Below are 21,016 nucleotides of genomic sequence, written 5' to 3'. Positions count from 1 at the left end.
CTACCAGCGCAGCAGCTGCTCGAAATCCGCCGGCAGCGGCCAGCGCGCCGCGGTGGGGTCGATGGCCGGCCGCACCGGGAAGGCCTCGAGCAGCCCCGTGTGGTCGTGGGCGAAGGGCTGGTAGTGCCGGTCGATGGCGCGGATCAGCGCCGCCCAGTCGGTCGGCTGGCCGGTCGGCTGGCCATAGACCAGCAGGTTGCGGCGGCCGGTGCCGAGGTAGAAATCGGCGACGCGGTGGTCGAGCAGGCCGGCGCTCTCGGGCAGGGGGATGATGTGCGGGCCGGGCGGCAGGCTGCCGCTCAGCAGGGCGCAGGGAATGCCATAGGCATCGGCCAGGATCAGGCCGTGGAAGCTGGTGCTGGCGATGCGGCGGCAGCCGAGTATCTCGTCCAGCTTGCCGCGGAAGCCGGCCATCGATGGCTCGTGATAGGTCGGGATGATCCGGACGCCTTCCTCCGTCCCCCCCTCGTAGCGGGCCAGTCCGACGCGCATCAGCGGCTCGGGCTGCGGCGTGGCCAGCTCGGAGATATGCGGAATGACGCCGAGCTCGGTGCCCGGCGTCGCCTCGCCCTGGGGAAGGATGCGGGGGAAGATCCGGGGCAGCACCCAGCCCGGATCGCCATAGACCGCCGGCGCGTGCAGTCCCGCCTGGAGCAGGGTGCGGCGGGAGTTGGGGCCGCGCACGGCGTGGATGACGAATTGTGTGTCCGGCGGCGCGACGTAGCGGCCGGATTCCGCCATCCGCCCATGTGCCGCGTCGAAGCCGGTGCCCCAGACATGCACCGTGCCGTTGCGCTGGTTCTGGCCGATGGTGCCGACCGCGGCGAGGCGCAGGTTCCTGCCGTCGAAGGCGCGATGCGCCACCGGCAGGCGGCTGAGCGCGGTGGCGACCACGGGACTCAGGGCGTCGCCGAAATTGGCGAAAGGCACCTTCAGGGAGCTGCGCACCCAGGCCAGCGGCACGGCCTTCAGGCGGTGGATCTCCGCCGCCAGATCGGCGTAGTCGCTGTAATGCGACAGGTCGGGGGCAGGCGCCACCTCGGGGGTTGCGGTCATGCGGCGGCTTTCCTGAGGCGGCGAAAGACGAAAGGTTACGCAGCCATATTGGACATTAAACCGGCATTCTTGCAACCGGGAGCTGCGATGCCTCAACCTCCCCGCTTCGTCCGCCCGCCACGCTTGCCCGGCTCATAGCCGCCCCCGCCGGGACCGAGGGGCTTCGGGCGCCATTCCTTCCGGCCTGCACCCCGCTTCGGCGCCGCCTCGGCGGCCCGCCGCGGCTGCGCGTCCTGCATGGAGCGGCCGGCCAGGTTGGGCTGCAGCGCATCCGCTAGACCCAGCTCGAGATTCTCCAGCCGCTTGATCTCGTCGCGCAGCCGGGCGGCGGTCTCGAACTCCAGATCGGCGGCGGCGGCGCGCATCTTGCGCTCCAGCTCGGCGATGCTGGCGCGCAGGTCCTTGCCGACGAACTCCGCCGGCCCGTCCTCCTCCGCCGCCGTCGGCGCGATGGTGACGTAATCCTGCTCATAGACCGATTGCAGCACGTCGCTGATCTGCCGGCGGATGGTCTGCGGCGTGATGCCGTGCTCGGCGTTCCAGGCCTGCTGCTTGGCGCGGCGACGGTCGGTCTCCTCCAGGGCGCGGCGCATGCTGTCGGTCATGCGGTCGGCATAGAGGATGACGCGGCCCTCGGCGTTGCGCGCGGCGCGGCCGATGGTCTGGATCAGCGAGGTGGTGGAGCGCAGGAAGCCTTCCTTGTCGGCATCGAGGATGGCGACCAGGGCGCATTCCGGGATGTCCAGCCCCTCGCGCAGCAGGTTGATGCCGACCAGCACGTCGAACACGCCCTTGCGCAGGTCGCGGATGATCTCGATGCGCTCCAGCGTGTCCACGTCGGAATGCAGGTAGCGGACCTTGATGCCGGCCTCGGTCATGTATTCGGTGAGGTCCTCGGCCATGCGCTTGGTCAGCGTCGTCACCAGGACGCGGCCGCCCTTGGCCATCACGTCGTGGCACTGCGCCAGCAGGTCGTCCACCTGCCCCTCCACCGGCCGGATCTCGACCGGCGGATCGGTCAGGCCGGTGGGGCGGATGACCTGTTCGGCGAAGCTGCCCCCGGTGCGTTCCATCTCCCAGGAGCCGGGCGTCGCGCTGACGAAGAGGCTGTCGGGGCGGAAGCTGTCCCATTCCTCGAACTTCAGCGGGCGGTTGTCCATGCAGGAGGGCAGGCGGAAGCCGAACTCCGAGAGGATGGTCTTGCGCGCGTAGTCGCCCCGGTACATGCCGCCGATCTGCGGCACGGTAACGTGGCTCTCATCGACGATCAGCAGCGCGTTCTCGGGCAGGTACTCGAACAGCGTCGGCGGCGGGTTGCCGGGGCCGCGGCCGGAGAGGTAGCGCGAGTAGTTCTCGATTCCCTTGCAGGAGCCGGTGGTCTCCATCATCTCGAGATCGAAGGTGGTGCGCTGTTCCAGCCGCTGCGCCTCCAGCAGCTTGCCCTCGGCGGTCAGCTCCTCCAGCCGCTGCTTCAGCTCGACACGGATGTCGCGGATCGCCTGCAGCAGGGTCGGGCGCGGCGTCACGTAGTGGCTGTTGGCGTAGATGGCGACATTCTCCATCTCGCCGGCGATCTCTCCGGTCAGCGGGTCGAATTCGCGCAAGCCGTCGATCTCGTCGCCGAACAGGCTGATGCGCCAGGCGCGATCCTCCAGATGCGAGGGCCAGACATCCACCGTCTCGCCGCGCACGCGGAAGGTGCCGCGCTGGAAGGCGGCGTCGTTGCGGCGGTATTGCTGCTCGACCAGCGCCTTCAGCAGCTGCTCGCGGGCGATGCGGCCGCCGAGCTGCAGCTTGACCACCATGTTCGAATACAGCTCGACCGAACCGATGCCGTAGATGCAGGAGACCGAGGCGACGATGATGACGTCGTTGCGCTCCAGCAGCGCCTGGGTGGCGCTGTGCCGCATGCGGTCGATCTGCTCGTTGATCTGCGCATCCTTCTCGATATAGGTGTCGGAGCGCGGAACATAGGCTTCCGGTTGATAGTAGTCGTAGTAGCTGACGAAGTACTCGACGGCGTTCTCCGGGAAGAAGGACTTCATCTCGCCATAAAGCTGGGCCGCCAGCGTCTTGTTCGGCGCCAGGATCAGGGTGGGGCGCTGCACCGCCTCGATCACCTTGGCCATGGTGAAGGTCTTGCCCGAGCCGGTGACGCCGAGCAGCACCTGGTCCCGCTCCTCCTGGCCCAGCCCCTCCACCAGCTGCGCGATGGCGGCGGGCTGGTCCCCCGCCGGCTCGTAGGGGGAGACCACCTGCAGCCGCCGGGTCATGGGCGGGGCGGGGCGTTTCGGGGGCAGGAACGGCGTGGCGGCGGGAATGATCAGGTTCATGCGACGGTCCGTGCGGGGGACGAGGGTATCGAGTCGGCAGCGCTGCGGGGATGTGGGGTGCGGCGGTGGCAGAATCATCCACGGAACGAAAATAGAACACATTGCGAATCCGCCAGGGCAATGCTGCGGTGCGTTAACTTTTCCGTGATGTTGGCGAGTTTCTTTAAGAAGTCTTCACCGTTTATAAGAAATTCTGGCGACACGAGCCTGCTCGCTCCCGTGCCTTCGTGCTGCGCCGCAGAATGTGAGCCTGATGACCCTGCCGACCCTGTCCGACGCGGAGATCGCCGAGATCACCGCCCTCATCCAGACCCTGCCCGGTCAGTGGAAGGTTTTCCCGCATCTTGGCACCGACGGAGAGGCCACGCTGCATCTCGCCCCCGCCCTCTGGGACGGCGAGGATGCGGGGGTGGTCATGCAGCCCGGCCCGGAGGGCATCCGGGTCATGCTGGTGGTCGCCGACGAGATCGCCGAACTCGGCCATGCCGGCAGCGTCTGGGCCGCCGTCTCGATGGCCTGGCGCGCCGCCACGCGCCGCGTCCGGCACGCCATACCCGCCATCTAGAGCGGATCCTGATCGGGCGGAAGCACCTGACCAGGTGAAGATGCTCGCGAAAACAGATAGCTAGAGCATTCGCGGTGAGCCGGCGCGAACGGGAAATGCTCTGGCGCAGCCCGTCCTCCCGCACCCGGCGGGAGGGAGGGGCCGGTCAGATGGCGGCCTCGGCGAAGATGCGCCGCACATCGCCACCCCAGGCCTCGGCGCAGCGCCGCAGCCAGTGGTCGGCCTGGGTCTCGCCGCTGTCCAGGATGGCCCGCAGCGGCGCGAGCAGCGTCTCCTCGCCCAGCCCGCGGGCGCGCAGCCCGTCCTCGGCGATGGCGACGGCGGCGCGGCCCAGCTCGCGCGCCGTGCCGCTTCGGAAGGGCGTGGTGAGGCCGCCTTCCGGCACCGCCAGGCGAAAGGCGCGGATCTCCAGCACCGTCCAGCCCCGCACCAGGGCGGCGGCGGCCTTCTGCGCCGCGTCGTCATAGAGCAGCCCCGTCCAGAAGGCGGAGAGGGCCACCATCATCTCCGGGCTGCCGGCATCGGCGCCGCGCATCTCCAGGAAGCGCTTCAGGCGGACATCGGTGAAGACCGTGGTCACGTGGTCGGCCCAGTCGCCCATATTGGCCTCGACGCCCGGCTGGTCGGGCAGGCCGCGCGCCATGAACTGGCGGAAGGTCAGGCCCGTCGCGTCGATCCACCGGCCCTCCCGCATGATGAAGTACATCGGCACGTCGAGCACCCATTCGGCGAAGCGCTCGAAGCCGAAGCCCGGCTCGAAGGCCACGGCGGGGACGCCGGTGCGGTCCGGGTCGGTCTCGGTCCAGACCCGGCCGCGCAGGGTCCGCAGGCCGGAGGGCCGGCCCTCCAGGAAGGGGGAATTGGCGAAGAGGGCGGTGGCCAGCGGCTGCAGCGCCAGGCTGACGCGCAGCTTCTCGACCATGTCGGCCTCATCGCCGAAATCGAGATTCACCTGCACGGTGCAGGTGCGCAGCATCATGTCGAGCCCCATCCGCCCGACCCGCGGCATGTACTGCCGCATGATCGCGTAGCGGCCCTTGGGCATCCAGGGCATGTCCTCGCGCCGCGCCAGCGGGTGGAAGCCGAGCGGCGCGAAGCCGATGCCGAGCGCCCCGGCGACCGCCCGCGCCTCGTCCAGATGGTCCCGCAGCTCCGCCGCCGTCTCGTGCAGGCTGGCCAGCGGCGCGCCGGACAGCTCGAACTGGCCACCCGGCTCCAGGCTGACCGAGGCGCCGCCGCGCTTCAGCCCGATCGGCCGGCCATCGTCCAGGATCGGCTCCCAGCCGCGCGCCGTCAGCCCTTCCAGGATGGCGCGGATGCCCTGCGGCTCATAGGGCGGCGGCGCCAGGCCCTCCCGCCGGAAACCGAACTTCTCGTGCTCGGTGCCGATGCGCCAGTCGGCCGGCGGCTTGCTGCCGGCGGCGAACCATTCGGCCAGTTGCCGCACGGAGGAGATCGGCGTGAGATCGGCCTCGCCGGGATTGGACATCGTGACCTTCCGTGCGCCCCGGGCCAGGGCGGGCGCCCGGCGTGGCATGTGCTGGATCGCTCAGGTGGGGACGGCCCAGTCGCCCGCCAGTGCCTGCAGCACCGCGAGCCCTGCGACCGCCGCCGTCTCGGCCCGCAGGATTCGGGGGCCGAAGGCAGCCGCTAGAACAAAGGGGCGACGCCGGGCGGCGTCAAGCTCCTGCTCCGTGAAACCGCCTTCCGGCCCGACCAGAAGGCCGATCGGCGGTGTTCGTCCGGCCAGAACCACGCTGGCCGATGGTGCATTGCCCCGCGCGTCGCCCAGCAGCAGGGGCGCGCCGTCCCAGGCATCGAGCGCGGCGTGGAGGTCCAGCGGCGGGGCGATCTCCGGCAGGTCCAGCCGCTCGCACTGCTCCGCCGCCTCGCGGGCGATGCCGGCCAGCCGCTCCAGATTGACCCGGGTGACGACGCAGCGGGCGGTCAGCACCGGCTGGATCCGCCGCACGCCGAGCTCGGTCGCCTTCTCCACCGTCCATTCCAGGGCATCGCGCCTGACCGGCGCGAGCAGCAGGCGGAGGTCCGGCCCGGCCTGCTGCGCCCGGCGCCGCGAGCCGGCCCGGAAGGTCGCCCTGTCCTTGCGCAGCGCGGCGATGCTGGCCCGCCACTCGCCATCCCGCCCGTTGAACAGGTCGACCGCGTCGCCCTCGCGCCGGCGCATCACCTGGCCGAGGTAGTGGCCCTGGCCGGGCAGGGCCGGGACCTCCGCCCCTTCGGCGAGATCGGCTTCGACATACAGGCGGGGGATGGACATCGGGCTCTCCGGCGGCGCTTATTGGCAGGGTGATTCCGCATACCGATATCCGCGCGCGCGGCTGGGTCGCGCAACTCCCCGATGGCTGGCGGCCCTATGCGCTGCTGATGCGGCTGGACCGGCCGATCGGCTCCTGGCTGCTCTTCCTGCCCGCGCTCTGGGCCTTCGCCCTGGCGGCGCAGGACTGGGCGCAGGGGCTGGCGCTGGCCCTCCTCTTCGGCCTCGGCTCGGTCGTCATGCGCGGCGCGGGCTGCGTCGTGAACGACCTCTGGGACCGCGACCTGGACCGCAAGGTGACGCGCACCGCCGGCCGGCCCATCGCCTCCGGCGCCGTGACGCCGCGGCAGGCGCTGCTCTTCCTGGCCGCGCTGCTGGCCATCGGCCTCGCCATCCTGGTGCAACTCAACGGCCTCGCCATCCTGCTCGGCGTGGTCTCGCTGCTGCCGGTGGCGCTCTACCCGCTGGCCAAGCGCGTGACCGACTTCCCCCAGGCGGTGCTCGGCCTGACCTTCTCCTGGGGGGCGCCGATGGGCTATGCGGCGGCCACCGGCCGGCTGGACGGGCCGGGCCTCGTCCTCTACGCCGCCGCCTTCCTCTGGATCCTGGGCTACGACACCATCTATGCCCATCAGGACCGCGAGGATGACGCGCTGATCGGCGTCCGCAGCACCGCCCGGCATTTCGGCGAGCGCACCGCGCCCTTCCTGCTCGCCTGCTATGCCGGGGCCGTGGCGCTGCTTCTGCTGGCCGGCATCCTGGCCGGGCTCGGGCCCTTCTTCCATGTCGCCCTGCTGGCCCCGGCCGGGGTGCTGGCCTGGCAGATCCGCCGCCTCGACATCCACGACCCCGTCCTCTGCCTGCGCCTGTTCCAGCGCAACCGGGAGGTCGGGCTGCTGATCGCCCTGGCCTTCCTGGCCGGCCGCCTGTGACCGGCGATCCGGCCGCCTTCATCGCCGCCCACACGGCCCTGGCGCGGCCGCCGCTGGTGCCGGAGATCGAGCTTCACCTCGCCACCGAGATCACGCCCATCTGGCAGGCCACCGAGGACTGGCTGGAGGCGCGCGATATCGAGCCGCCCTTCTGGGCCTTTGCCTGGCCGGGCAGCCAGGCCCTGGCCCGGCTGATCCTGGATGGCGTCGTGCCGGTGCGGGGCCGGCGGGTGCTGGACTTCGCGGCCGGGGGCGGGCTGGCCGCCATCGCCGCCGCGCGCGCCGGGGCGCTGGCGGTGGAGGTGGCGGAGATCGACCCGCTGGCCATCGCCGCGGCGCGCCTGAACGCGGCGCGGAACGGCGTGACGGTGGCGGCGGCGACGGGCGACGTGGTCGGCGCGGCGCGGCGCTGGGACACGGTGCTGGCCGGCGACGTCTGCTACGAGGCGCCGATGACCGCGCATATCATGCCCTGGCTGCGCCGGCTGGCGGCGGAGGGCGCCGCGGTGCTGCTGGCCGATCCCGGCCGTGCCTATCTGCCGCGGGAGGGGCTGGAGCCGGTCGCCCAGCTCGCGGTGCCGGTGACGCGGGAGCTGGAGGACCGGGACATGCGGGGCGTGACGGTCTACCGGGTCCATGCCTTCCCGCCGGCCGGCGGGAAGGCATAGAAAGCTCCGGGGGAAGTCCTCCCCGGAGGAGGCGTCAGGCCGCCGGCTCCAGCCCGCCCGCCTCGGCCACCACGCGCAGGTGCCGGTCGGTGTCGCCGAACTGGTTGATCAGCATGGAGAGCCGCTTGAAGTAGTGGCCCGCCTTGTACTCCATGGTCATGGCGATGCCGCCATGCAGCTGGATCGCCTCCTTGCCGATCAGCTCGGCCGAGCGGTTGACCAGCGCCTTGGCCGCCGCGATGGCCGGACGGCGCGCCGCCGGATCGGGGTTCTCCGCCATCATCGCCGCGTAGATCGTCATGGAGCGCGCCTGCTCCAGCGCCACCAGCATGTCCGCCGCGCGGTGCTGCACCGCCTGGAAGCTGCCGATGGTGACGCCGAACTGCTTGCGCTGCTTCAGGTAGTCGAGCGTCAGCTCGTGCAGCGCCTCCATCGCGCCCACCGCCTCGGCGCAGAGGGCGGCCAGCGCGATGTCCACCACCTGCTCCAGCAGCGGCAGGCCCCCGCCCTCGGCGCCGAGCAGGGCGCCGGCCGGAAGCTGCACGGATTCGAGCTGGATCTCGGCGGCGCGCAGCCCGTCCTGGGTCGGATAGCCGCGCCGGCTGACACCCCTGGCATCGCCGGGCACCAGGAAGAGGGAGATGCCGTCCCGGTCGCGCCGCTGCCCGGCGGTGCGCGCGGAGACGATGAGGTGATCGGCGGATTCGCCGTACAGCACGACGCTCTTGGCGCCGTCCAGCACCCAGCCCTCGCCGGAGCGGCGGGCGGTGGTGGCGACGTCGAAGAGGTCGTCGCGCGACTGCCGCTCGGTGGTGGCCAGGGCGAAGGTCGCCTCGCCGCCGACCAGCTCGCCGATCAGATCGTCGCGCCCCGCCAGGCGGAGCAGGCCGCCGCCGATGACCACGCTGGTGAGATAGGGCTCGACGGCCAGGCCGCGGCCGACCGCCTCCATGACGATCATGGTCTCCAGCGGGCCGCCGCCGAAGCCGCCCTGCGCCTCGGGGAAGGGCAGGCCCAGCAGGCCCATCTCGGCATACTGCGCCCAGAGCTTCGGGCTGTAGCCCTTGGCTTCCTCCTGGTAGCCGCGGCGCTTCTCGAAATCGCCATAGGCGCCGGCCATCAGCCGGTCGACGCTCTCCTTCAGCAGGCGCTGTTCCTCGGTCAGGTCGAAATCCATCGGGATGTGTCCTCTGTTGCTGCGTCGCGGCCGGTCAGAGGCCGAGGAAGGCCTTGGCGATGATGTTGCGCTGGATCTCGTTCGAGCCGCCGTAGATCGAGACCTTGCGGTAGTTGAAGAACAGCGGCGCCGCGGCCTCCGCCCAGTCGGGGCCGACCGGCGGCTCGTTGTGCGAATGGGAGGGCATCGGCACGGCATAGGGGCCGGCGACGGTGACCATCAGCTCGGTCGCCATCTGCTGGATCTCGGAGCCCTTGATCTTCAGGATCGAGGAGGTCGGGTCCGGCTTGTCGGCGGCGCGGTGGCGCTGCGCGGCGACGGCGCGCATCTGCGTGATCTCGAGCGCCTTCAGCTCGATCTCGGCGATGGCGACGCGGCGGCGGAAATCGGCGTCGTCCCAGAGCGTGCCCTCGCCCGCGGGCGTCTCCTTCGCGCGCTCCTTGACGCGGGCCAGCTTCTCCTTCGAGAAGCCGACGCGGGCGATGTTGTTGCGCTCGTTGGAGAGCAGGAACTTGGCGTAGTCCCAGCCCTTGTTCTCCTCGCCGATCAGGTTCTCCACGGGAACCTTCACCTCGTCGAAGAAGACCTCGTTCACCTCATGCGCGCCGTCGATGGTGATGATCGGGCGCACGGTGACGCCGGGGGACTTCATGTCCACCAGGATGAAGGAGATGCCCTTCTGCTTCTTCTCCGCCGCCGGGTTGGTGCGGGCGAGGACGAAGATCCAGTCGGCGTACTGGCCGAGGGTGGTCCAGGTCTTCTGGCCGTTCAGTATGTAATGGTCGCCCTCGCGCTTCGCCGTGGTCTTAAGCCCGGCGAGGTCGGAGCCGGCGCCCGGCTCGGAGAAGCCCTGCGCCCACCAGATGTCGAGGCTGGCGGTGGGGGGCAGGAAGCGCTGCTTCTGCGCCTCGCTGCCGAAGTTGGCGATCACCGGGCCGACCATGGCGACGTTGAAGGAGAGCGGCATCGGCACCGCGTTGGCCTGCACCTCCTCGATGTAGATGTAGCGCTGCACCGGGCTCCAGTCCTTGCCGCCCCATTCCACCGGCCAGTTCGGCGTGGCCAGCCCCTCGGCGTGCAGGATTCGGTGGGCGGTGGCGATGTCCTCGCGGTCGAGGTGCCGGCCCTCGCTGACCTTGCGGCGGATCTCGGCCGGGATCTTCTCGCGGAAGGTGCGGCGCAGCTCCTCGCGGAAGGCGATTTCCTCGGGCGTGTAGCGGAGTTCCATGGCGGCGTTCCTCAGAGGATCTCGAACAGGCCGGCGGCGCCGAGGCCGCCCGCGACGCACATCGTGACGACGACGCGCCGGGCGCCGCGCCGCCGGCCCTCCAGCAGCGCGTGGCCGACCAGGCGCGCGCCGCTCATGCCGAAGGGATGGCCGATGGAGATGGCACCGCCATTGACGTTCAGCCGCGCCTCCGGGATGCCGAGCTGGTCGCGGCAGTAGATCGACTGCGAGGCGAAGGCCTCGTTCAGCTCCCAGAGGTCGATGTCCTCCACCTTCAGCCCGTGGCGCTGCAGCAGGCGCGGCACGGCGAAGACCGGGCCGATGCCCATCTCCTCCGGCTCGCAGCCGGCGCTGGCGAAGCCGCGGAAGACGCCGAGCGGCTTCAGGCCGCGCCGCGCCGCCTCCTCGGCCGACATCAGCACCGAGGCGCTGGCGCCGTCGGAAAGCTGGCTGGCATTGCCGGCGGTGATGAACTGCCCCTCGCGCACCGGCTTGAGCTTGGCCAGGCCCTCCAGCGTCGTCTCCGGGCGGTTGCCCTCGTCCCGGTCGAAGGTCTTGCTGCGCTGCGTGGTCTCGCCGGTCGCCTTGTCCGTGACGGCGTAGGTCACCTCCATCGGCGCGATCTCGTCGTCGAAGATCCCGGCCTGCTGCGCCGCGGCGGTGCGCTGCTGGCTGAGCAGCGAGAACGCGTCCTGCGCCTCGCGGGAGATGCCATAGCGCGCCGCCACCAGGTCGGCGGTCTCGATCATGCTGTCGTAGAGGTGCGGATGGTGCTCCATCAGCCAGGGGTTGCGCGCCGCGGCGCGGTCCACCTTGGGCACGGTCAGGCTGATCGACTCCACGCCGCCCGCGACCAGCACGCCGGCATCGTCGGTCATGATGCGGCGCGCGGCGGCGGCGATGGCGTCGAGCCCCGAGGCGCAGAAGCGGCTGACGGTCATGCCGGCGGTGGCCACCGGCAGGCCGGCGCGCAGCGCCCCGGCGCGGCCCATGTTGCCGCCGGTCGCGCCCTCGGGGTAGCCGCAGCCCATGATCACCTCCTCCACCTCCTGGCCGCCGATGCCGGCGCGCGACAGGGCGTGGGTGATGGCATGCGCCGCCATGTCGGCGCCGTGGGTGATGTTCAGGCTGCCCCGCGCCGCGCGCCCGATCGGCGTGCGGGCGGTGGAGACGATGACGGCTTCCCTCATGCGGGCGTTTCCTTCGTTGTGGCGCCGCGCGCCAGTTCCTCTTCCTCACGCAGCCGGGCCGCCAGCAGCTTGCCCGCCGCGCTGCGCGGCAGGGCCGCGCGCAACTCGAGCGCGGCGGGCATCTCGTGCCGCCCGATACGGTCGGCCAGGAAGGCCTTCAGCGCGTCGAGCGTCAGCACCGCCGCGCCGTCGCGCAGCTTCACGAAGGCCTTGGCCGCCTGGCCGCGATACGTGTCCGGCACCCCGATGACGATGCATTCCTCGACATCGGGGTGTTCGTAGATCGCCTGCTCCACCGCCGCCGGATAGACGTTGAAGCCGGAGGAGATGATCATGTTCTTGCGACGGTCGACCAGGGTGAAATAGCCCTTCTCGTCCATCCAGCCGATGTCGCCTGTGAGGAACCAGCCGTCGCGGAAGCTGGCTTCCGTCGCCGTCGGCTGCTTCCAGTAGCCGGCGAAGACATTCGGCCCGCGCGTGGCGATCTCGCCATGCTCGCCCGGCGGCAGGGCGCGGCCGGCATCCTCCAGGTCCACCACGCGCATCTCGATCCCCGGCAGCGGCAGGCCGATCAGCCCGGGGCGCTTCGGTCCGCGGAAGGGCAGGCGGCTGCCGGCGGGGCTGGTCTCGGTCATGCCCCAGCCGCCGCCGATGCGGGTGCCGATCAGCGCCTCCAGCCGCTCCTGCACCTCGAAGGGCATGGGCGCGCCGCCGGAGGAGCAGATGCGCAGCGAGGAGAGGTCGCGGCGCTCGATGCCGGGCATGTTCAGCAGGCCGATCCACATGGTCGGCACGCCGGGGAAGACGTTGATGCGGTGCCGCTCGATCGCCTCCACCGCCGCCTCCAGGTCGAAGCGCGGATGCAGGTGGATGGTGTTGCCGTCCGCGAGGTGGCGCAGCAGCACGGCGGTCAGCGCGTAGATATGGAACAGCGGCAGCACGCCGAGCACGCGCTGCTCGCCGCGCGGCAGCGTGTCCTCGTCGCGCCAGGCCTGGTAGATGGAGACGGCGGCGGTCAGGTTGCGGTGCGTCAGCATCGCGCCCTTGGGCCGGCCCGTGGTGCCGCCGGTGTACTGCAGCAGCACGACATCGGTCTCGTCGAGCGCCGGCCAGGGCGCCGGCGGGCCGTCGCGCAGCGGCAGGGGCTCGAAATCCGGCTGGGCCGGGGCGGAGGTGCCGCCCCAGGCCGCGTCCGGCGCCAGGAAGGCGCGCTCCACCACGCCCTCGCGCAGCAGCCGCAGCGCGTTCGGCAGCAGGGTCGGGAAGTCGGTGGTGATCAGCCAGCGCGCGCCGCTGTCGGCGATCTTGTGCAGCAGCTCGCGCGGCGCGTCGAGCGGCGAGAGATGCACCACCCGCCCCCCGGCGCGCAGCACGCCGAAGAAGCAAGCCGGATGCCAGGGGGTGTTGGGCAGGTAGAAGGCCACCGCGTCGCCCGGCCGCAGCCCCTCGGCCATCAGCCCGGCGGCGACGCGGTCGGCCGTGGCGCGCAACCCGGCGAAGCCGATGTCGCGGCCGCGGTAGTGCAGCGCCACCTTGCCATCCCATTCCGCCGCCGCGGCATCGAGCAGCGCCGGCAGGGTGCCGGTGGCGATCGGCGCGTCCCAGCGCGCGCCGGGCGGGTAGGAGGCCTCCCAGGGATGCGCCTCGCGCGGGGGCGACATCTAGGCCGCCTTCAGCCCGGAGAAGCTGCCGCCCTCCGCCGCCAGGCGCGCCAGCAGCGGGGCCGGCCGCAGGCTCTCGTCGCCCGTCGCCTCGGCGTAGTGCGAGAGGCGCTGCGCGATATGCGCCAGCCCGGTCGCGTCGGCGTAATGCATCGGCCCGCCACGCCAGGCCGGCCAGTTGTAGCCATAGAGCCAGACCACATCGATGTCGCCGGGGCGGGCCGCGATGCCTTCCTCCAGGATGCGCGCGCCTTCGTTGATCATCGGATAGATCAGACGCTCGGTGATCTCCTCCTGGCCGATGGCGCGGCGGGCGATGCCGAGCCGCGCGGAGACACCCTCGATCAGCGCCGCCACCTCCGGGTCCGGCACGCCGGCGCGGGCACCCTCGGGATAGGCGTAGTAGCCGCGGCCGGTCTTCTGGCCGAGGCGCCCGGCCTCGCAGAGCGCATCGGCCACCGGCGCGCTGCCGCCCGTGGCCTTGCGGATGCGCCAGCCGATATCGAGCCCGGCGAGGTCGCCCATGGCGAAGGGACCCATGCGGAAGCCGAAATCGGTCAGCGCCTTGTCCACCTGCTCGGGCAGGGCGCCCTCCTGCAGCAGGCGCTCGGCCTGCTGGGTGCGGCGGGAGAGCATGCGGTTGCCGACGAAGCCGTGGCAGACGCCGACCACGACCGGCACCTTGGCCAGCCTGCGGCCAACCTCGACGGCGGTGGCCAGCGCCTCGGGCGCGGTCCTCGCGGCCCGCACCACCTCCAGCAGCTTCATGACATTGGCGGGCGAGAAGAAGTGCATTCCCAGCACGTCGCCCGGGCGCGAGGTGGCGGCGGCCATCTGGTCGATGTCGAGATAGGAGGTGTTGCTGGCCAGCACGGTGCCGGGATCGGTGATCCTGTCGAGCTTGGCGAAGATCTCCTTCTTGAGCTCCAGATCCTCGAACACCGCCTCGACCACCAGATCGGCCCCGGCGGCGGCCTCCAGCCCGACCTTGCCCTCGATCAGCGCCATGCGGCCCGCATGCGCCTCGGGGGTCAGGCTGCCGCGCTTGACCGAGGTGGCGTAGATGCCGTCGATCCGCTGCAGCCCGCGCTCCAGGGCGCCGGCATCGGTCTCGATCATCGTCACCGGGATGCCGGCATTGGCGAAGGCCATCGAGATGCCGCCGCCCATCGTGCCGGCGCCGAGCACGGCGACCCGCCGCACCGGGCGCGACGCGGTGCCCTTCGGCAGGCCGGGAATCCGCGCCGCCTCGCGCTCGGCGAAGAAGACATGGCGCAGCGCCTTGCTGCGGGGATCGTCGCGGAGCTGGATGAAGAAGTCGCGCTCCGCCTGCAGCGCCGCCTCGAAGGGCAGGTCGTAGGCATTGCGGACGGACTGGATGATGGCGGCGACCTGGGGCTCCTCGGCGGCGCGCTTCGCCAGGGCCTTGGCGGCCGCCTCGAAGGCCTCGCGGCTGCCGAGGCCCTCGTTCCGCGCGTTCAGGCGCGGCCGGGGCGGCGCGGCGGCCAGGTCCTTGACCTTGGCGATGGCGGCCGCGAGCAGGTCGCCCTCGACCAGCGCATCGGCGAGGCCCAGCTCGACGGCGCGGGCCGCCGGCAGATGCTCGCCCGAGGCGATCAGCGGCAGGGCCACGGCGGCGCCGATCAGGCGCGGGGCGCGCTGCGTGCCGCCGGCGCCGGGCAGGATGCCGAGCTTCACCTCCGGCAGGCCGAGCCTGGCCTTCGGTCCCGCCAGCCGCGCGTCGCAGCCCAGCGCCACCTCCAGGCCGCCGCCCAGCGCCACGCCCTGGATGGCGGCGACTACCGGCTTCGGGCTGGCTTCCATCGCGGCGATGACATCGCCCAGTGCGGGCGGTGCGGGCGGCTTGCCGAACTCGGTGATGTCCGCGCCGGCGATGAAGGCCGCCCCGGCACCGGTGATGACGAGGCCGGCGACCTCCGCATCCTCCGCCGCGCGGCGCACCGCGGCCAGCAGCCCGGCGCGCACGGCGGCCGAGAGGGCGTTCACCGGCGGATTGTCGATGGTGGCGATGGCGACGCCATCCCGCAGGCTGTAGCTGACGACTTCGGACATTTCGGCCCCTAATTCTGCAATGCGGAATTGAATTCCATTATTGAGGCGCATTAGAAGGAGGGTAGGCCGCCACGTCAAGCACGGCCGTTGCGCCAGGGAGGTCCGACATGGCTCGCCGCCGCACCGCCCCGCAGGAAGACGGGACCGACCGCCACTTCGTCACCGCCCTGGCCCGCGGGCTGGAGGTGCTGGGCTGCTTCCGCCGGGGCGAGGCGATGCTGGGCAACCAGGAGATCGCGGCGCGCTGTGGCCTGCCGAAATCCACGGTCTCCCGCCTGACCCATACCCTGACCGAGCTGGGCTACCTGCATCACGTCCCGGAGCTCGGCCGCTACCGGCTGGGCTCGGCGGTGCTCTCGCTCGGCGCCGCCATGCTGGGCGGGCTCGACATCCGCCGGCTGGCCCGGCCGCTGCTGCAGCGCCTGGCGGTGGAGACCGGCAGCGTCACCGCCCTCGGCATGCGGGACCGGCTGGGCGTGGTCTATCTGGAGCTGGCGCGGGGCGATGCCGCCATCTCCGTCAATCTGGAGGCCGGCTCGCGCATCTCCCTGGTCAACAGCGCCATGGGCCGGGCCTGGCTGGCCGTCGCCACCCCGGCGGAGCGCGCCGCCCTGCTGCGGCAGTTTCCCGCGGCCGAGCGCGACCGCGTTGCTGGCGTGATCGCGCAGGCCCTGGTCGAGCAGCGCGACTACGGCTGCTGCTGCTCCTTCGGGGACTGGCAGGAGGATGTGAACGCCATCGCGCTGGGCTTCCACCCCGGCGGCGGGCTGCCGCCCATGGTGATCAACTGCGGCGCCCCCTCCTTCGTCGTCAGCCCGGAGCACCTGTTGCAGGAGGCGCGGCCGCGGCTGATCGAGGTGGCGCGGCGGCTGGAGCACAGCATGGACCTCGCCGCCACCCTGCCGGGCTGAACCGTTTCACGGGAAACCCGGCTCCAGCAGGCCGGCCAGAGCGGCGTTGAAGGCCTGCGGTGCCTCCCACATCACCCAGTGCCCGGCCCCTGGAATGGTCTGCAGCCGCGCATCCGGACGCCAGGCGCGGATCTGCGCCAGCCGCGCCGGCACATCGGGCCTCGCCGTGGTGTCGCGCGCGCCCCAGATGCCGCCCAGCGGCACCGGAAGGTCCAGGATGGCGTCGCGCAGCAGGGTGGTGCCGGCGAAGGCGCCGCTGCGGAAGCGGGTGCGCCAGGTGTGCCAGTCCTGCATCGCCAGCGCCGCCGGGTCGATGCGGGCCGGATCGGCGATCATCAGCGTCGCCAGGTTGTCGCGGTGGATCGCCATCTGCCGCGCGCGCGGCTGGCCCAGCACGCCCCGCAGGGCGGGCGGCTCATAGGGCTGCCCGAGCCCGACGGCGCCCACCAGCACCAGCCCGTCCAGCCGTGCCACGTCCCGCCGCGCCAGCAGCCCCGCCATCAGCCCGCCGAAGGAGAAGCCGGCCAGCCGGTAGCACGCCCCGCCCAGGAGGCTGTCGAGCCCGCCCGAGAGGATGGCGGCGATCTCCTCCGGCGCCTCCGGCCGCGGCGGCGCCTCCGACTCGCCGAGGCCCGGCAGGTCGGCAGCGATCACCCGCCAGCGCTCCGCCAGGGCGGGGATGGTGCGCGCCCAGTGCCGCCACGAGCCGCTGCCGCCATGCAGCAGCACCAGAGGCGGCCCCGCGCCCCATTCGTGCCACACCATGCGGCCTGCCCCGCAGGCGGTCTCGTGCCGCCTGGCGCGGGCGGCGAGCGGCCGCAGCGCCTCCTCCAGCGCGAGGCGGGCGGCGTCGAGGTCGAAGGCGTCGGCGGAGGTGTCAGGCTGCATGCGCTGATTCTGGCCCGGCCCGGCGGCTTCCGCTACAGCCCATGCATGCGCGTGGCACTGCTCCGCCATCTGCCCACGGCGCTGCCGGCGGGGCTCTGCTACGGCCGGCTCGATGTGCCGCCCGGCCCGGCCGATCCGGCGCCGCTGCTGCGGGCGCTGCGCGGGTTCCGCCCGGCCGTGCTGGTCAGCAGCCCGGCCCGGCGGTGCCTGGCGCTGGCGCGGCGCCTCGGCTCCGCCACGGTGGACGCCCGCCTGCTGGAGCTGGATTTCGGCGCCTGGGAGGGCCGGCCCTGGGACGGCGTGCCGCGCGCGGCCCTGGACCGGTGGGCCGCCGACCCCTGGGGCTTCGCCCCGCCCGGCGGCGAAAGCGGCGCGGCGCTGGTGGCGCGGGTCACGGACTTCCATGCGGAGCTGCGCGGGAAGCGGCCCGGGACCTGCCTCGTTGTCGCGCATGGCGGGCCGCTGAAGGTGCTGGCCGATCTGCTGCGCGGGCGGCCGGTCGATCTGCTGGCCCCGGCGCAGCCGATGGGCAGCCTGCGCTGGTTCGAGGACGGCCGGGAGCAGGGCTGACCGCGGGGCGGGAAGGCCCCCGGCCGCCGCCGCCCCTCATCCCGCCGCCAGCGCCGAGAGGACGGCGCATTCCGCGACCACCGCCGTCGCCCCCAGCACATCGCCGGTCTGGCCGCCGATCTGCCGCCGCGCCAGCGCCGTCATGCCAAGGCCCGCCAGGCCGGCGGCCAGCACCGCCGCCGCCGGCGCCGGGGTGAGCAGCGCCGCCGCCGCCGCCAGGACGAGCGCGGCCAGCAGCGGCGTGGCGCCGGGCCGGCCCAGCCCGGCGGCGAGGCCATCGGCGCGGGCGGGCGGCAGCAGGCGCAATGGCAGCAGAAGGGCGCCGCGCGACAGGGCGCCGGCCGCCGCCATCGCCACCAGGACCCGCGCCGGCTCGGCGATCTCCGCCAGGGCGGCGGCGCGCAGGCCGAGGGCGAGCAGCAGCGCGGCGGCGCCATAGCTGCCGATGCGGCTGTCCCGCATGATGGCCAGCCGCGCCGCCCGGTCGCGCCCGCCGCCGAAGCCATCGGCGGTGTCGGCCAGCCCGTCCTCATGGAAGGCGCCGGTCAGCAGCAGCAGCAGCGCGAGGCTCCAGAGGGCGGCGAGCGGCGGCGGCAGGCCGAGGGCGCCGGCGGCCCAGAAGCCCAGCCCGCCGAGCCCCCCGGCCACGGCGCCGGCGAGCGGATAGGCCCAGACGGCGCGGGCGAAGCCGGCGGCATCGGGCGGCATCGGCCAGCGATGCACCGGCAGGCGGGTCAGCAGCCCCAGCGCCGCAGCCAGCTCGGCCAGGCGGGCGGTGGCCCAGCCCCTCATGGGGCGCCTTCGGCCACGCCGGCCTCGGCGAAGGTCGCCATCCCGGCATGGCAGGCCAGGGCGGCGCGCAGCAGCGGCACGGCGAGCGCCGCGCCGGAGGCCTCACCCAGCCGCATCCCGAGGTCGAGCAGCGGCCTCTGGCCGAGCGCCTCCACCAGCCGGCGGTGGCCGGCCTCGGCCGAGCAATGCGCCACCAGGGCGTGGTCCAGCCCGCCCGGCGCCAGCCGGGCGAGGGGGGCGGCGGCGGCGGTGCAGACGAAACCGTCCAGCAGCACCGGGACACCGCGCCGGCGCGCCTCCAGCGCGGCGCCCAGGATGGCGGCCAGCTCCCGCCCGCCCAGGCGGCGCGCCGCCTCCAGCGGATCGGTCCGGGCCTCCGGGTGGCGGGCCAGGGCGGCCTCGACCACGGCGCGCTTGCGGGCCAGGCCGGCCTCGTCGAGCCCGGTGCCGCGCCCGGCCCAGTCGCCGCCGCCACCGAACAGCGCGGCCGCCAGGGCGGCGCCGGCGGTGGTGTTGCCGATGCCCATCTCGCCCAGGCAGAGCAGGTCCACCTCCTCATCCATGGCGGCCGCGCCGCTGTCCACCGCGTCGAGGAACTCCTCGGGGGCCAGGGCCGGCGCCTCCGTCATGTCGGCGGTGGGCGTCTCGAGCGCGAGCGGCACCACGCGCAGCCGCGCGCCGGCGCAGGCGGCGAGCTGGTTGATGGCGGCGCCGCCGGCGGCGAAGTTCGCCACCATCTGCGCCGTCACCGCCGCCGGATAGGGCGAGACGCCGCGCGCCGCCACGCCGTGGTTGCCGGCGAAGACCAGCACCTGCACGCGCTCCAGCCGGGGCAGGGCGCGGCCCTGCCAACGGGCCATCCAGGCCGCCAGCGCCTCCAGCCGGCCGAGGCTGCCGGGCGGCTTGGTCAGCCGCGCCTGGCGGGCGGTCACGGCGGCGGCGGCGGCCTCGTCGCCCGCCGGCGGCGCGGCGCAGCGGGCGCGCAGGGCGGCGAGGCGTTCGGTTCCGGTCATCACGGCTCCTGCGTGGCGATGGCGTGGAAGAAGCTGCCACTGACCGGGCCGCGCCGCCCGCCGCCATGGCCGAGCGGGGCGCCGGCGGCGTCGGCCAGCTCGGCCAGGGGGGCGTCCCCGCCCGGCTCGGTCAGCCGGGCGTAATGGAACTCATGGCCGCGCAGGCGGGTGCCGGCGGCGCCCAGCGGACCGTCGGCCAGCAGGCGCGCCTCCCGGTAGCCGAGGTTCATCCTCCGCGCGGCGAAGCTGGTGGCGTGGCCGAGCAGCCCGGCCATGGCGTGGCGCCGGCCCGCCGCATCCTCCAGCCCCTGCCCGAGCACCATGTAGCCGCCGCATTCGCCATGCACCGGGCGGGTCCGGGAGAAGCGTCGCAGCCCCTCCAGGAAGCGCCCGGCCGCCGCCAGCCGGCCCGCATGCAGTTCGGGATAGCCGCCGGGCAGCCAGCAGGCGTCGCAGGCCTCGGGCGGCGGCTGGTCGGCCAGGGGGGAGAAGCACTCGATCTCCGCCCCTGCCCGCCGCCAGCCGGCCAGGACATGCGGATAGAGGAAGCTGAAGGCATCGTCCTCGGCCAGGGCGATGCGCTGCCCGGGGGGCGGCAGCGGCGGGTGCGGCGCGGCGGAGGCGGGCGGGGGCGCCGCCGTCGCGGCCAGGGCCAGGATGGCGCCGAGGTCGAGTCGCGCCTCGGCCAGATCGGCCAGCCGCTCCAGCAGCGCCGGAAGCTCACCCAGCTCGCGCGCCTGCACCAGGCCGAGATGCCGCTCGGGCAGGGTGACGGCCGCCTCCCGCGGCAGCGCCCCGAGCACCGGCAGGCCAGCCTCGGCGATGGCCTCCGCCGCGCCCCGGCGGTGCCGCTCGCTGGCCACCCGGTTCAGCACCACGCCGCCGACGCGCACCCCGGCGCGGTGCGTGGCGAAGCCGCGGGCGATGGCGGCGGCGCTCTGCGACTGCCCGGAGACATCGAGCAGCAGCAGCACCGGCAGGCCGAAGCGCGCGGCGAGATCGGCGGCGCTGCCCTGGCGCCCGGGCTCGGGGCCGGCGCCGTCGAACAGCCCCATGGCGGATTCGATCAGCAGCAGGGGCCGGGCGCGCCGCGCCTCCGCCGCCACGGCGTCCAGCAGGGCGGGGGGCATGGCCCAGCTGTCGAGGTTGGGGCTCGGATGGCCGCAGGCCGCGGCGTGGAAGGCGGGGTCGATATAGTCCGGGCCGGACTTGGCGGCCGCGACCGCGAGCCCGCGCCGCCGGAACGCCGCCAGCAGCGCCAGGGTCAGCGTGCTCTTGCCGCTGCCCGAGCGCGGCGCGCCGATCACCAGAGCTCCGCCCATGCATCCTCCGCTGTCCCTGCCTCGCCGCGAGCGTCAATCACAGGCCGGGCCCTTCGGCCAGGGGGTGGCCGCCAGGGGATGGGCCAGGGGATGGGCCAGGAGATGGGCCAGGAGATGGGGATGAATGGCCGCCGGCCCAGCCCCAGGGCAGGCTGAGGCTTGGCCGGCATCCCGGGACAAGCGAAGATGGCGGTGCAGCAATGCTGTGTAACAACTTGATTTCTGGCGGAACGAATCGCACGCCTCCGTGCTTTGACGCCTTGCACGGCAAGCCAGCCGCACGGTATTGCACCCATGGGTTCGCTGTCTTCCGTATGGACCGATGGATCCGCTCCGCCGCCCTGCCGCGGCGCCGGGCGGGA

18 protein-coding genes are annotated in these 21,016 nt (G+C 73.1%); 5 read left to right on the top strand and 13 right to left on the bottom strand.

From position 1 onward, the window contains the following. Together D9598_RS16070 and uvrB are read right to left on the bottom strand one after the other, a co-directional pair. A complete protein-coding gene (locus D9598_RS16070) occupies nucleotides 1-1,056 on the bottom strand; it encodes a polysaccharide pyruvyl transferase family protein (RefSeq protein WP_198367558.1) in 1,056 nt (351 codons plus the stop codon). 92 nt (nucleotides 1,057-1,148) lie between these two features. Continuing rightward, nucleotides 1,149-3,389, bottom strand: coding sequence for an excinuclease ABC subunit UvrB (uvrB, locus tag D9598_RS16065; RefSeq protein ID WP_198367557.1), 2,241 nt, complete (start codon nucleotides 3,387-3,389; stop codon nucleotides 1,149-1,151). Between the two features lie 253 nt (nucleotides 3,390-3,642). Here uvrB and D9598_RS16060 point away from each other — a divergent pair, with 253 nt between their 5' ends. Continuing rightward, entirely contained in the window at nucleotides 3,643-3,954 is a 312-nt protein-coding gene (locus tag D9598_RS16060) for a hypothetical protein (RefSeq protein WP_198367556.1), read from the top strand. Between the two features lie 145 nt (nucleotides 3,955-4,099). Here the strand turns inward: D9598_RS16060 and D9598_RS16055 are convergent, their stop codons facing one another. Both D9598_RS16055 and D9598_RS16050 read right to left on the bottom strand, forming a co-directional pair. Beyond that, nucleotides 4,100-5,443, bottom strand: coding sequence for a glutamate--cysteine ligase (locus D9598_RS16055; RefSeq protein ID WP_198367555.1), 1,344 nt, complete (start codon nucleotides 5,441-5,443; stop codon nucleotides 4,100-4,102). Between the two features lie 60 nt (nucleotides 5,444-5,503). Next, complete coding sequence (locus D9598_RS16050; protein ID WP_198367554.1) at nucleotides 5,504-6,232, bottom strand: 16S rRNA (uracil(1498)-N(3))-methyltransferase; 729 nt, start codon at nucleotides 6,230-6,232, stop codon at nucleotides 5,504-5,506. A 20-nt stretch (nucleotides 6,233-6,252) separates the two neighbouring features. Between D9598_RS16050 and ubiA the strand changes: the two genes are divergently transcribed. Continuing rightward, nucleotides 6,253-7,161 (top strand): 4-hydroxybenzoate octaprenyltransferase, encoded by a 909-nt coding sequence (ubiA, locus tag D9598_RS16045; RefSeq protein WP_198367710.1) that lies wholly within the window; start codon nucleotides 6,253-6,255, stop codon nucleotides 7,159-7,161. Next, on the top strand, nucleotides 7,158-7,829 hold the full coding sequence (locus D9598_RS16040) for a 50S ribosomal protein L11 methyltransferase (protein WP_198367553.1): 672 nt from the start codon (nucleotides 7,158-7,160) through the stop codon (nucleotides 7,827-7,829). Before ubiA ends, D9598_RS16040 begins: the two co-directional genes overlap by 4 nt. 34 nt (nucleotides 7,830-7,863) lie before the next feature. Here D9598_RS16040 and D9598_RS16035 read toward each other — a convergent pair whose 3' ends face one another. From D9598_RS16035 to D9598_RS16015, 5 genes are read right to left on the bottom strand one after another with little or no spacing between them, the layout of a single operon-like run. After that, the gene (locus D9598_RS16035; protein ID WP_198367552.1) at nucleotides 7,864-9,006 is read right to left on the bottom strand and encodes an acyl-CoA dehydrogenase family protein; all 1,143 of its coding nucleotides are present in this window, start codon (nucleotides 9,004-9,006) and stop codon (nucleotides 7,864-7,866) included. 34 nt (nucleotides 9,007-9,040) lie between these two features. After that, nucleotides 9,041-10,234, bottom strand: a complete 1,194-nt coding sequence (locus D9598_RS16030; protein ID WP_198367551.1) for an acyl-CoA dehydrogenase family protein — start codon at nucleotides 10,232-10,234, stop codon at nucleotides 9,041-9,043. Nucleotides 10,235-10,245: 11 nt separating this feature from the next. Continuing rightward, the gene (locus D9598_RS16025; RefSeq protein WP_198367550.1) at nucleotides 10,246-11,424 is read right to left on the bottom strand and encodes an acetyl-CoA C-acyltransferase; all 1,179 of its coding nucleotides are present in this window, start codon (nucleotides 11,422-11,424) and stop codon (nucleotides 10,246-10,248) included. Beyond that, entirely contained in the window at nucleotides 11,421-13,085 is a 1,665-nt protein-coding gene (locus tag D9598_RS16020) for an AMP-binding protein (RefSeq protein WP_198367549.1), read from the bottom strand. The genes D9598_RS16025 and D9598_RS16020 overlap by 4 nt, the downstream gene beginning before the upstream one ends. Next, nucleotides 13,086-15,158, bottom strand: a complete 2,073-nt coding sequence (locus D9598_RS16015; RefSeq protein WP_198367548.1) for a 3-hydroxyacyl-CoA dehydrogenase NAD-binding domain-containing protein — start codon at nucleotides 15,156-15,158, stop codon at nucleotides 13,086-13,088. Nucleotides 15,159-15,265: 107 nt separating this feature from the next. Here D9598_RS16015 and D9598_RS16010 point away from each other — a divergent pair, with 107 nt between their 5' ends. Then, nucleotides 15,266-16,069 (top strand): IclR family transcriptional regulator, encoded by an 804-nt coding sequence (locus D9598_RS16010; protein WP_198367547.1) that lies wholly within the window; start codon nucleotides 15,266-15,268, stop codon nucleotides 16,067-16,069. 6 nt (nucleotides 16,070-16,075) lie between these two features. On the opposite strand, the gene D9598_RS16005 is transcribed toward D9598_RS16010, so the two are convergent. Next, nucleotides 16,076-16,957, bottom strand: coding sequence for an alpha/beta fold hydrolase (locus D9598_RS16005; RefSeq protein ID WP_198367546.1), 882 nt, complete (start codon nucleotides 16,955-16,957; stop codon nucleotides 16,076-16,078). A 51-nt stretch (nucleotides 16,958-17,008) separates the two neighbouring features. Between D9598_RS16005 and D9598_RS16000 the strand changes: the two genes are divergently transcribed. Beyond that, entirely contained in the window at nucleotides 17,009-17,527 is a 519-nt protein-coding gene (locus D9598_RS16000; protein WP_370592057.1) for a histidine phosphatase family protein, read from the top strand. A gap of 36 nt (nucleotides 17,528-17,563) precedes the next feature. Here the strand turns inward: D9598_RS16000 and cobS are convergent, their stop codons facing one another. The 3 genes from cobS to D9598_RS15985 are packed head-to-tail and all read right to left on the bottom strand — an operon-like array spanning nucleotide 17,564 to nucleotide 20,654. Beyond that, nucleotides 17,564-18,319 carry an adenosylcobinamide-GDP ribazoletransferase gene (gene cobS / locus D9598_RS15995; protein ID WP_198367544.1) on the bottom strand — a complete coding sequence of 252 codons (756 nt, stop codon included), beginning with the start codon at nucleotides 18,317-18,319 and terminating at the stop codon, nucleotides 17,564-17,566. Continuing rightward, the gene (gene cobT, locus D9598_RS15990; protein WP_198367543.1) at nucleotides 18,316-19,332 is read right to left on the bottom strand and encodes a nicotinate-nucleotide--dimethylbenzimidazole phosphoribosyltransferase; all 1,017 of its coding nucleotides are present in this window, start codon (nucleotides 19,330-19,332) and stop codon (nucleotides 18,316-18,318) included. Before cobT ends, cobS begins: the two co-directional genes overlap by 4 nt. After that, a complete protein-coding gene (locus D9598_RS15985) occupies nucleotides 19,332-20,654 on the bottom strand; it encodes a cobyrinate a,c-diamide synthase (RefSeq protein WP_198367542.1) in 1,323 nt (440 codons plus the stop codon). Before D9598_RS15985 ends, cobT begins: the two co-directional genes overlap by 1 nt. Between the last annotated feature and the right edge of the window lie 362 nt (nucleotides 20,655-21,016).

Source organism: Roseomonas sp. KE0001, assembly GCF_016107285.1.
In the GTDB taxonomy this organism is placed as follows: domain Bacteria; phylum Pseudomonadota; class Alphaproteobacteria; order Acetobacterales; family Acetobacteraceae; genus Pseudoroseomonas.
This window is presented reverse-complemented; position numbering and strand designations above follow the sequence as displayed.